The following is a 10,892-nucleotide window of genomic DNA, read 5'->3' as shown; positions in this document are numbered from 1 at the left end:
AACACATACAAAAACACCGCTCCGATTTTGTTGGAAGCGGTGCTTTGTGTAAGGTTGACAGCCTATTATGTTATTAGTTTTCTGTTTCCCTTTGTCAAGAGAAGATACAGAAAGGAGATTGACAATGGTAAATCGTTATTGCAGTTGCTGCTATCACATGGCGGGCAGCCCCAATGGGGCCGCTAACTTCTTCCGAAGCCACTTCGTCCCCGAAAAATGGGAATTAAGCTATTTCAAGCTCGGCGAGTGTATGGGCGTCACCCTGGCCGGCCGCTGCATGGACTGCCGCGGCGAGTTGGAGGAGACGATCCCTATCCCGAAGGGGCTGGCCGGAGATGATCTGCTGAAAGCTATCTATGACACAGTGCAGATCGCCCACCCCTACGACAAAATCTCCGGGCATATCGGCTACTATGGCGACTGTGAGGAACGCAGTCTGTTCTATACCTCACGGGACAATCGCTCGCAGCGCCAGCGCAGTAAGGAGTTCCTGGAGATGTTCAACGACTACGACCGGGAACAGGCCAGGGTCTGGCTGGAAAAGAATTTCCCGCCGCAAAAGCACACAGAGGTTTTGCGGGACACTGGCGGCAGTCTATTCAGCACCGCTGTCCGCCTGGCAAAGGAAAACGGAGACTTCAGTAAAGCCGAAGCCATTTTGGACTATGTGCTGCCCTGTGAGCACGAGACTGGCAGTCACGAGAAGGTAAAGCTGACCGCCTACGAGTTCAGCTTTGACGCCAGTGTCAACTACGGCGGCTCTGAGGGCATTTACATCGACTGCTATCTGAGAGGAAAGTTTGATGAATCCGGGCGGTCTGTCCTCCATATCGGCACGCTGAAAACATTGAGACGGGATCTGGAGGCCCTTCAAATCATGGGAGAGCTGTGTGGGACGCTGACCTTCTATGTGGATTGGTATGTCAACCAGAACCTCCACCGCTACACACCCAAAGATCAGTTGGAGCGGGAATACGAGCGGATGCGCAGTGAAGCCAGAAAAGCAGGAGGCGGGGACCATGAGTGAACCTCTAGTGGAGTGTCTGCTTCAGGCAGTTGGCGATTCTGCCGTCCTTAATACCTTTGACAAGCAGTTCCGCAGCGGGACAGGCCCCCAATGGTCTGACCGGCCTTGCGATGGGACGCCGCGTTACTCCCTGCACGCTCTGTTTCCCGTACCGGAGGATATCCAGCGCCGGGGTTACCAGCGGGCCGGGAAATTGTGGTGTCAGGACTATTGGAAAACACCGGATGACCTGACCGATATGCAGGTTAAACGGGTCAAGGGAGAGCGGCACTATCGGTTCTTTACCCCTGTGCGTGCCCCCACAGATGTATTTTGGAAGGTATCCTCCGATTTTCCGACCCTGAAAATGCGGCTGGTACTGCTGGGTACAGACAGAGGCGACCTGCAAAGCCGCTTTTATTACGAAGGAACTTTTCAGGGGAGTTATTCTCCCAACGGAGCGGATGGATTTGCTGCTTTCCGGGAAGGAATGGGGTTTGCTGTATGACATTGACAGAGTTTAAGCGTATGGCGAAAGAAAAGATTATTGCTCTGGAACTGCTTTGGCGCTACGGAGCAACAGAATTTCCTCCCTGGCTGAGTGGTGTCCGGCGCATTGTCGCGGTACGGAGTTACGGCTTTGATTTAGAGATTCTCTCAACGGAGGGTCTCAACGACCCCAGCCAAAAAACGTCCCGGCTCGACGTGGAGCGGGCCGCCCAGTTTCAGTTGGATGGAGACATTCTCTCCGTCTACAAAAGCGGATGCCGCCCGGCGACTGAGGCCGAACAGGAGGCTCTGGACAGCTTGGCGCAGAAGGTGGAGGAGAATCCAGACATAAGCTACTGGGCAATGCAACGCCATTTTTGGACTTTTACCAGTGCGAAGGGCAGACCATCTGGCCGCCGGAGCTGCTATGAGTATCTGCTTCGGAACCGGCGTAGGAAGATCGACCCGGACACAGGGCGGGAACTCATTTTTGATAAAAACGTCAGGGGTGAGCTTGCTCTGCAATATAAGGTCCATGGTTTAGCTGCCTAAAATAATGAAAGTGAGGAACACACAATGAACGTAACTTTAAGGAACAAAATGCGCGCCCGGATGGATGAGGTCCGGGCGCAGGTGGCCGAGCGGGACGACCTGATTGAAACCATCGCCATCGCGCTGCTGACCAGAAAAAACGTCTTTATTCTGGGCGATACCGGGCAGGCCAAAAGCTACGCCATCAACCTGTTCCGCTCCGGCATCACCGGGGCCAGGCAGTTTGAGCGGCTGATGAGCAAGCAGACCGATGAGGAGGCCCTGTTCGGGCGGCTGGACCTGTCCAGCCTGATCCCCGGCGGTGTGCCGGACCAGGTTTTGGCCTATGACCCCCGGTATCAGGCGATGCAGCGCAAGCTGGAGACCCAGGTCGCCAATCAGAAGGATACCAGCGCACTGGTGGCGGAGATGGAGCAGTACCGTAAGGCCCTCTCCGCGCTCCACAGCGGCCAGCCCCGTATCATTACCAGAGGGAAAATTCCCGACAGCCACATCTGCTTTTTGGATGAGATTTTCAAGGCGTCGGACGGGATTCTGAACGCCCTTTTGACCGCCCTCAACGAGCGCCGTTATACCAACGAGGGCACAACCATCGACATTCCCACCATCTCCTTTTTCTCCGCATCGAATGAAATTCCCAATTTCGCCTCGCCGGAGGAGAAGATTCTCAAACCCCTCTATGACCGGTTTGAACTGAAGGTGGTAACCGAGTATGTCGAAAGCCGGGACGCCCGCCTGGCCGTCCTGAAAAGCAAACAGAGCCAACAGGGACAGAACATCCCCGTTGCGGCAACGATCTCCCTGGATGAACTGGAGGAGATGCAGGAGGATGTCCGCGGGATCACCGTACCGGACAGCGTGAATGAGCTGATGGATGATGTACTGTGCGAGCTGCGCGGTAAAAACCTCCACATCTCTGACCGCAAGTATTTCGGTTACGCTCCCATCGCTCAGGCAAAAGCCTGGCTGGAGGGACGGGATACCGTGGAGCCCTCCGACCTGACCATCCTGCGCCACTACCTCTGGACTGCGCCGGAGGAGCGTATTGTAATTCAAGGCACGCTGGAGCGGATGTGCAATGACCCGCTGAAGGACCGCCTGGACGGCATCCTGGCCTCCGCTGTGGAGTGCCATGCGGATTTCGACAGCGCCGCTGACGCGCCCCCGGCCCGCCGGATTGGAAAGCTGCGGGATGAGTTCCTGCGGCTCTATGAGCAGCTGGTGGATTTGAACGCCAATGCTCAGAACCAGGGGGAGATGGAAAAAATCCAGGCCTGTCTGGATGAGCTGGAGCAGTACAGCCAGCAGGCCCACACCGTTATCAATTTCCGCTATGTGCCGCTGCCGGAGCTTTATCAGCTAAAAGCCGGCTGACGGACAAACTGAATATAGGAGGAAAAGATCAAAATGTTGGATTATACATTGCCAATGACGGCGGAGGAATCTGTCTTTGCGGAGGAACATCACGACACACTCTGTACCTATCTGCGTGTCCACAAACTGCCCTTCGATGACTTTTACGATATCGCCGTGTTCGGCTACCTCCGGGCTGTGCGCAAGTACCTGGCCCGGCCGGAGCTGCAGCAGTACAAATTCAGCACCATCGCCTACCGGGCCATGAGCTGCGACATCCACCACTCCAAGGAGTATTGGAGCAGGGCCAGGCGCAGAGGCGAGGTCTGCCCGTTGAACGAGGATCATGATTCCAACGATCTGCGGGATACCGTCTCTGAGACGCTGGACAACGTGATTTCCTTTGAGCAGCTGACCCGCAGGATCACCCCCATGCAGCGGCGCATTGCTCTGCTCCGGGCTGATGGCTACAACAACAAGGAGATCGCCGCTATTTGCAAAATCAAGCGCCAGGACGTGGAGGCGGAAATGGAGAACGCCAAGCGCCGTATCCTTACCTTCCAACTGGACGATGGCGCTATGGCGGCTTGAATAAAAGGAGGACTTATTATGTTGAATCGCACTATCATGATGGGCCGGCTGTGCGCCGACCCCGAGCTGAAGCACACCCAGACCCAGGTTGCGGTCTGTTCCTTCCGCATCGCTGTGGACCGTGACTACAGCAAGAACGGGGACAAGGAGACGGATTTCTTCGATGTGGTCGCCTGGCGTGCCACGGCGGAGTTTATCTGCAAATATTTCACTAAGGGCCGCATGATCGTGGTCGATGGCCGGATGCAGACCCGTTCTTGGACCGACAAGGAGGGCAACAAGCGCGTCACTACGGAACTGGTGGTGGACAACGCCTACTTTGGCGACAGCAAGCGAGACGCTGACAACGGCGGCCAGCCTGCCACCAGCGGATATTCCGAGTCTGCTGGCGGCTACGGTGGGTACAGCGGCTACACTGGCTCTGAGCCCGGCGCTGTTCCTGGGGAGTTTGCCCCGGATTTCTAAAACACTGAACATTGCATGGGGGAGGCGGATCGCTGCCTCCCCCATGCGTAATATGGAGGGAATTATCTATGCGTACTTATTTTCGCAGTCTTACTGATGTAATGGCGTCACCATTGGCAGCGGCGGCAAAAGCGTTTTCACGAGACACTGGACAAAGCAGGGTATTCAAATCGACCAAGCTGGAGGACATGGTTTACCAGGACCTGCGCCGGGGTGATACCGAACTGGATACGCTGGAGTCCGCCTGCGGGGAGAAGCTGTCCACCTTCCCAGTTCTCAGCAGGGACATTTACCAGAGCTTTTACTCCCTGAATGTCAGAAAAAATGACGCTGCCACCCTGTCCGAGACGGCAAGGAGGTTTAACGCCCCTATTTTGGATGAAGTAATGCGCGGTGAGGACTACCCCGCGATCAAGGCCGCCTGCGAAGGACGGCAGCTTCCAGCCTACGAGGCCGCTGGGGAGTTTGTGTCTCAGGTAGCTGAAAATCTGGATTCACTGATGGAACAGGCCGGAGGTGAGAAGAAAGCACTGGACACCCTGGAGAAACTGGAGCAGCGGCGGGATGACAGTATGGAAAAGCTGAAGCAGCTTTTGGAGCAGGCTGCGCAGTCCGGCGGAAACGCGGAACTGGAGCGGCAGGCCCTGGCCGCCGCAAACCGCGCCCAGAGCCAGGTCAACCAGGCGGACGCTGTGGGACGAATGGTTCGGGACAATACCGTAAAGAACAAAGACGGTATTGCCGCTCTAGTCGCCCAGGCAGGCAAGGCGGCCGCTCAGAAAGCGGAGAGCACCGCCGCCGCAATCGCGGCCTGGGGCTATGGGCCAGACAGTGGTGATCCAGAGAAAATGGAAGCGGACCGGAATCTGGTGGAACGGGTATGCCGGAACAAAACGCTTATGGAGGTTGCCCGGTATCTGGGCCGGCTGAAGGAGCTGATCAATGGCAAGCGAAAGAACAGCTACACCTATGGGCGTGGCGAAAAATACAGCCTGGAGCTGGGCGGCGACATTAACAGGGTGTTGGGGTCTGAATTTGCTACTCTGGCGATACCGGAAGCCATGCCGCTCTTTTTGCGGAAGCTCCAGCGCAAGGGGCTGAAGCAGTACCAGCGCCGGGAGCCGGTCAGCAAAGGCAGCGGGGACATCATCTGTATGTTGGACGAATCCGGTTCAGCAGAGGAGGCCGCCCCTTGGTGCAAAGCTGTGGCCCTGGCCCTGTTGGATATTGCCATGCAGGGAAACCGGCGCTTTGCTATGATCCATTTTGCGGGCGTAGGCCATTTCCAAACGGATTTGTTTCTGCCGGGGCAGTACGACCGGGAGGACGTATTTCGGGCTATTGAGACATTTCTGAATGGCAATACCGACTATGCTACGCCCCTTCAGGAGGCTCTGCGCCTGATGGAGCAAGAGGGATTTGAGAATGCGGATATGGTATTTATCACTGACGGCGCCTGTGCCCTCCCGGAGAAGTTCCTGACCCAGCTGAAGGAGCAGCAGGCCCAGCGCAAGTTCCATATCACAGGTGTTCTGCTGGATCAGAATGCCGCGGGCTTTTCATTCAGCCTGGAGCCCTTTTGTACTGAGATCCTGCGCACCAGCCAGCTTACTCAGGAAAACATCGCGCAGCGGCTGTTGGAGCAGCGAGTATAAATTCAAATTGAGATATAAGAAAACCGACGTGGTCACCACGTCGGTTTTCTTCTGAAAAGACTACATTTGCATGGGTTCTTTCAATACATCCCTCATGTATTGGCCCATTGCGCTGAGAGCGTCAAGGCCGTCGTCCCGATATTTTGAGAGTGTACGGGAAGATATGTGCATCTCCTTTTGAATTTCAGGCCAGGTCTTTTCCTCGAAATAATATTTTCGTATCACATCTGCCTGCTTCTTTTCCAACTGCTCAACATAAAATTCCAACTTTGCAATGCGATTTCTCAAAATGTGAAGTTCCTGGTCAATTTCTAAAACGGTTGCGTAATTCAAACGGTCCGTTTCGTCCTGGAAATTTAAAGCTATTTGCATCGTTTTATCCGAGATGTGGCCAGCAGAACTTGTTCCGCCGTCCAGAGGATGTGAGAGCGCCAATCCATTGATGACTTCGTCCTGGGATACTTTGGGCGGATGCAGGCGCTCATACTCCAATAATCTGACTTTTCTTTGCAGTTTTGGGTACATTTTTAACAGTGCGATAACATCCTCTCTTGTTGTAAACATAATTGCCGCCTTAAAGAATGAATTTGCAGAGCGGTTAAAGTGTGTCTGCTTGGTTCACTGAAGTAAACTATATCAGAAAATTTAGGAGGTTTTCTGTAGATAAATAGGAGGTTTTGTGGATTCATCCGACATAATATCTCTGAAATCGACAAACAAGATAAATTGAGGCACAGTGGACGTTCAAAATCCTCTGTGCCTCACATTGTTGAATTATTCGGGAGGAGCAAAACGATACCCAGCTCCATGGACAGTTTGAATGTAGTGATTATCTCTGGCGCTGAGTCCTAACTTTTTGCGCAATGATGAAATGTGGTCTGAAACACTGGTAGTCGCAAATTGATAATCCTCGTTCCATACCTGATCATATATCTGAGCCTTGCTGAGTACGATTCCGCGGTAGCTGGCCAACAGATAAAGAATGTCAAATTCTTTCACAGTCAGCGATATTGATTGTCCGTTCATACTGACGTGACGGCGCAGTGGATCAATGAATAACCCTTTATGTTCAATGGGTGGTGTAGTACAAAGTGGTTTTGGCCTGGCAAGGCGTTCGGCACGCCGTATGACAGCGTTGATTACCGCAAGGACTTCTTCCAAGTCAAGAGGTTTTTCCAAACAGGCATCGGCACCAAGGTTGAGTATGTCGGCCTGCGATTGGCTGCATGGAAAAAAGTCAACAGCCAGAATGTATGGCGGCGGATCGTAAAAGGTATCTATAACCTTTCCCAAAAACGGAATTGCCCCTTCTAAATCCAAATCCAAAACCAAAAACGCGCTGATATGCGAGTTTAGATATTCAAATGCAGTTTGGAGGTTTTGTGCTGTTGTGACGGTAAAGCCGTGATTTGTCAGCATAGAACTCAATAGCTCCGGATTCTCTTTGGGGGCCAACACAATTAAAATATCATTCTTTATGATATGACCTCCTTTGAATCGTCAATTAGTTTTTGACTACGATCAGTTCCTCTTGAAAATCATATTCCTTCCCCCAAACCTCCAGTCGAATGGGAGCCTCCTGCTTTTCACTGTTGATCTGCACCATCCTAGGGGTGACAGTCACGTTCAGTTTCTGCCCCTTCCACAGCAAGGTGTAGCTCAGTTTCCTCCAAGCGACGGGCAGGTTAGGGCTGATCCTCAGCTTACCACCCAGCATCCGCAGGCCGCCGAAGCCCCAGACCACGCACTGCCACAGCCCGCCGTAGCTGGCGGCGTGAATGCCAGCATCGGAGGAGTGGGGGTTAGCGTTGTCCAGGTCGATGAGGCAGGCTTTCTGGAACATCTCATACCCCAGCTCCGGGTCGCCAATGTCACAGGCCAGGACGGAATGGGTGGACAGGCTGAGGCTGGAGTCATGGAGACACCGGGGCTCGTAGTAGTCCCAGCTGGACAGCTTCACCTGGTGAGGGAACAGTTCCTCTAGCAACAGGAACAGTACCATCACGTCTGCCTGTTTGGACACCTGGATCTTCGTAATCTGCTCCTGGTTGTAGTCCTTGTAGATGCCACCCACATGGGCCTGTTTCTTGTATTTGGACAGGTCGATATCCTGGAGCATCAGATAGGTGCTGTCCTGGGGCAGAACGCCGTTCCCGTTGGGCTGAGTGAGGAAAATAAGGTTTACTTGCTCTGTCCACTTCTCCCGCAGAGCAGATAGTCCTAATTTCTCATCCAATTTGCTATACAGTTCCGGTTTTTCTTCCTCTACCTGGGTGCTGTATTCGATAGCTTTATCCAGCGTCCACCAGACCAGGTAGTTGGTGAAGGCGTTGTCGTCCACATGCTCCTTGTACTCGTCCGGGCCCACCACATCGTTGATGTGCAGCTTGCCGTCCTCGCCCGGTTCCAGGCGGCTGGACCAGAACTTTGCGCAGTCCAGCATCAGCTCGTAGCCGTACTTATCCATAAAGTCCTGATCGCCGGTACACATATAATACTGCCACGCACCATAGGCCACGTCGGCGGTGATGTGGATTTCGATAAAGCCGCTCCAGACCTTAATCAGCTGGCCGGTGACGATATCCGTCCCCATGTACTCGGGGGTGACCTCGCCGTCGTCCAGCCAGGCGGACTCCCAGGGGAACTGTGCCCCCTCGTAGCCGTTGTACTTCGCCTTGGCATGAGCGCCGGGGAGGGAGAGATAGCGGTACTCCTCCAGGCTACGGGCCACCTCGGGCATGTTGAAAATGAAGTAGGGCAACAGGAAAATCTCGGTGTCCCAGAAGGTGTGGCCCTTGTATCCCTCGCCAGACAGCCCCTTGGCGCCGATATTCATGCGGTTGTCATGGGCGGGGGTCATGAGCTGCATATGATACTGTGCGAAGCGGATGGCCAGCTGGTCAAACTCCGGGCCGTCGATGGTGATGGGCACCCGATCCCAGACCTTCTCCTTCCAGCAGGTGGCGGACTCGGCCAGCAGAGTGTCAAAGCCGGCGGCCTCGTCCTCCTGGAGGGCCTTCAGCGCATACGCCTGCATCTGATGATGGGTGTATCCCTCCAGCTTCCGGTCCCGGCTGGTGTAGACGTTGGAGAACTTCTCCAGCACCACCGTCTGGCCCGCCTTGACTTCCAAGGCAAATTTGGAGAACATCCGCCGGCGCAGGATGTTGATGTCGCTCTTGGGCTGGACTTCTGCGCCATCTACATAGAAGCGGTGGTGGCGTCGATCACAAAGGTAATACCGGACTGGATGGTCTTGGGCGTGAATTGCAGGTATTTTTTGTCATAGAACCGGGGCTCGCCCTCGGTGAAATGCTGGGAGCCATCGCAGGTGACACGCCCGTCAATGCCGGACTGGAAAGTCACCGCTGTATCCTCCTTTGGGGTGACGCTGACGCGGGCGGCGATAGTGTGCAGACGCTTCAGCGATACCATCCGCTCAAAGGTCAGGACAAATTCCTCCCCCTTGGGGGAGGTCCAGATCACCTTGCGGGTGAGCAGGCCGGTCTGGATATTCAGCTCCCGGCTGTACTCCTGGATCGTCCCCTGTGTCAGGTCGAAGCGGGCGCTGTTCAGCGTGATCTCAATATTGGTCACGTCGGCGGCGTTGGGCAGCTCGGTGACCTCCTCGGGGGAGAAACGGTTGAAGGTCCCGGCCACCAGCAGGTCGCGGGTCTCGCCCAGGTACTTCTCCTCGGTGGCGGAGCGCAATCCCAGGTAACCGTTGCCCAGGCAGAAATTGGCCTCCACTTTGCCCAGAGCGGTAGTGTCGAAGTCGGTTTCCATGATTTTCCACTCGTTGGCTTTGCTAAAATCAAGCATTTTTATTCCTCCCAAATAGAGTGTAGGGGCGGCCTGTGGCCGTCCGATATATCAAAGCAGCATCTTCACGCAGCCATAAATTCCGGCATCGTTGCCAAGCTCCGCCAGTACAAACTCGGTATCTCGGAAAGCGTGTTTATTCCGGCATCGTTGCCAAGCTCCGCCAGTACAAACTCGGTATCTCGGAAAGCGTGTTTATTCCGGCATCGTTGCCAAGCTCCGCCAGTACAAACTCGGTATCTCGGAAAGCGTGAAAGGCGTATTTTCGGTAGTAGTATTCGATTTTGTTCAGCAGAACGTCCCCCGCATGGGACAACCCGCCGCCGATGACAAACACATCCGGGTCAACGCTCCCGGCCACGGCGGTCAGGGTCCAGCCCAGTTTGCGGCCCAGCTGGTCCAGCAGTTCAAGGGCAATAGGGTCACCCCTGCGCGCCATGTCGCAGACTGTTTTGGCGGACATATTCTTAGGGGCGTCCGGTGAGACCTTCCTTGCGCATCTCAGCAGACCTCGGGCGGAGGCGTACTGTTCCAGACAGCCATACCCGCCGCAGGAACACTGATCCAGCTCGCTGGGGTCTACACAGAAGTGGCCGATCTCCCCAGCCCCGCCGTTGGCACCATTGACGATTCGGCCATTCAGCACCAGCCCGCCGCCGATGCCGGTGCCCAGAGTCACCAAAAAGGCGCTGTGATAGCCCTTTGCGCTGCCCTTCCACAGCTCCCCCAGAGCGGCGGCGTTCACATCGTTGGATACCTTTACCCGCCGCAGACAGGGCTCCAGCTCCCGCATTTTTTCGGGGACGTGAAACACATCCCAGCCAAGATTCACACACCGGAACACAGTGCCCTCGTCGTTCACCGGGCCAGGGACGCCCATACCGGCCCCCTCCACATCGTCCCACAGAATCGAGCGGCGGGCTATAACAGTCCGAATGGATTCCAGCGCATCCGGCAGG

12 protein-coding genes are annotated in these 10,892 nt (G+C 55.0%); 7 read left to right on the top strand and 5 right to left on the bottom strand.

Features of this window, described 5'->3' with window-relative positions; genetic code table 11:
• Positions 1-124 precede the first annotated feature (124 nt).
• The 7 genes from D1646_RS20570 to D1646_RS20540 all read left to right on the top strand — a co-directional run bounded on the left by D1646_RS20570 (position 125) and on the right by D1646_RS20540 (position 6,111).
• Positions 125-1,027 carry a hypothetical protein gene (locus tag D1646_RS20570; protein WP_160638253.1) on the top strand — a complete coding sequence of 301 codons (903 nt, stop codon included), beginning with the start codon at positions 125-127 and terminating at the stop codon, positions 1,025-1,027.
• Positions 1,020-1,514: a hypothetical protein gene (locus tag D1646_RS20565; RefSeq protein ID WP_160638252.1), complete on the top strand. Its 495-nt coding sequence runs from the start codon at positions 1,020-1,022 to the stop codon at positions 1,512-1,514. The genes D1646_RS20570 and D1646_RS20565 overlap by 8 nt, the downstream gene beginning before the upstream one ends.
• Complete coding sequence (locus D1646_RS20560) at positions 1,511-2,047, top strand: hypothetical protein (RefSeq protein WP_160638251.1); 537 nt, start codon at positions 1,511-1,513, stop codon at positions 2,045-2,047. The genes D1646_RS20565 and D1646_RS20560 overlap by 4 nt, the downstream gene beginning before the upstream one ends.
• Before the next feature lie 24 nt (positions 2,048-2,071).
• Positions 2,072-3,421 (top strand): AAA family ATPase, encoded by a 1,350-nt coding sequence (locus tag D1646_RS20555; RefSeq protein WP_160638250.1) that lies wholly within the window; start codon positions 2,072-2,074, stop codon positions 3,419-3,421.
• A 33-nt stretch (positions 3,422-3,454) separates the two neighbouring features.
• Positions 3,455-3,991 carry an ECF-type sigma factor gene (locus D1646_RS20550; protein ID WP_160638249.1) on the top strand — a complete coding sequence of 179 codons (537 nt, stop codon included), beginning with the start codon at positions 3,455-3,457 and terminating at the stop codon, positions 3,989-3,991.
• Between the two features lie 18 nt (positions 3,992-4,009).
• Entirely contained in the window at positions 4,010-4,456 is a 447-nt protein-coding gene (locus D1646_RS20545) for a single-stranded DNA-binding protein (protein WP_160638248.1), read from the top strand.
• A gap of 68 nt (positions 4,457-4,524) precedes the next feature.
• Positions 4,525-6,111, top strand: coding sequence for a VWA domain-containing protein (locus tag D1646_RS20540; protein WP_160638247.1), 1,587 nt, complete (start codon positions 4,525-4,527; stop codon positions 6,109-6,111).
• Between the two features lie 60 nt (positions 6,112-6,171).
• Here D1646_RS20540 and D1646_RS20535 read toward each other — a convergent pair whose 3' ends face one another.
• The 5 genes from D1646_RS20535 to D1646_RS20520 all read right to left on the bottom strand — a co-directional run.
• Positions 6,172-6,675, bottom strand: coding sequence for a sigma-70 family RNA polymerase sigma factor (locus D1646_RS20535; RefSeq protein WP_160638246.1), 504 nt, complete (start codon positions 6,673-6,675; stop codon positions 6,172-6,174).
• A 210-nt stretch (positions 6,676-6,885) separates the two neighbouring features.
• Positions 6,886-7,530: a response regulator transcription factor gene (locus tag D1646_RS20530; protein ID WP_160638245.1), complete on the bottom strand. Its 645-nt coding sequence runs from the start codon at positions 7,528-7,530 to the stop codon at positions 6,886-6,888.
• A gap of 85 nt (positions 7,531-7,615) precedes the next feature.
• Positions 7,616-9,262 carry a glycoside hydrolase family 65 protein gene (locus tag D1646_RS20525; protein WP_201754783.1) on the bottom strand — a complete coding sequence of 549 codons (1,647 nt, stop codon included), beginning with the start codon at positions 9,260-9,262 and terminating at the stop codon, positions 7,616-7,618.
• A gap of 50 nt (positions 9,263-9,312) precedes the next feature.
• Positions 9,313-9,933 (bottom strand): hypothetical protein, encoded by a 621-nt coding sequence (locus tag D1646_RS22805; RefSeq protein ID WP_201754782.1) that lies wholly within the window; start codon positions 9,931-9,933, stop codon positions 9,313-9,315.
• A 136-nt stretch (positions 9,934-10,069) separates the two neighbouring features.
• Positions 10,070-10,892: ROK family protein (locus D1646_RS20520; protein WP_160638244.1), on the bottom strand; the 823-nt coding region annotated here is incomplete at its 5' end.

Origin of the sequence: Pseudoflavonifractor sp. 60, from assembly GCF_009911645.1 — a bacterium.
Taxonomy (GTDB): domain Bacteria; phylum Bacillota; class Clostridia; order Oscillospirales; family Oscillospiraceae; genus Lawsonibacter.
This window is presented reverse-complemented; position numbering and strand designations above follow the sequence as displayed.

Coding starts and splice junctions, on each gene's coding strand:
- D1646_RS20570 (WP_160638253.1), top strand. CDS start 125: ATGGTAAATCGTTATTGCAGTTGCTGCTATCACATGGCGGGCAGCCCC.
- D1646_RS20565 (WP_160638252.1), top strand. CDS start 1,020: ATGAGTGAACCTCTAGTGGAGTGTCTGCTTCAGGCAGTTGGCGATTCT.
- D1646_RS20560 (WP_160638251.1), top strand. CDS start 1,511: ATGACATTGACAGAGTTTAAGCGTATGGCGAAAGAAAAGATTATTGCT.
- D1646_RS20555 (WP_160638250.1), top strand. CDS start 2,072: ATGAACGTAACTTTAAGGAACAAAATGCGCGCCCGGATGGATGAGGTC.
- D1646_RS20550 (WP_160638249.1), top strand. CDS start 3,455: ATGTTGGATTATACATTGCCAATGACGGCGGAGGAATCTGTCTTTGCG.
- D1646_RS20545 (WP_160638248.1), top strand. CDS start 4,010: ATGTTGAATCGCACTATCATGATGGGCCGGCTGTGCGCCGACCCCGAG.
- D1646_RS20540 (WP_160638247.1), top strand. CDS start 4,525: ATGCGTACTTATTTTCGCAGTCTTACTGATGTAATGGCGTCACCATTG.
- D1646_RS20535 (WP_160638246.1), bottom strand. CDS start 6,675: ATGTTTACAACAAGAGAGGATGTTATCGCACTGTTAAAAATGTACCCA.
- D1646_RS20530 (WP_160638245.1), bottom strand. CDS start 7,530: ATGCTGACAAATCACGGCTTTACCGTCACAACAGCACAAAACCTCCAA.
- D1646_RS20525 (WP_201754783.1), bottom strand. CDS start 9,262: ATGTTCTCCAAATTTGCCTTGGAAGTCAAGGCGGGCCAGACGGTGGTG.
- D1646_RS22805 (WP_201754782.1), bottom strand. CDS start 9,933: ATGCTTGATTTTAGCAAAGCCAACGAGTGGAAAATCATGGAAACCGAC.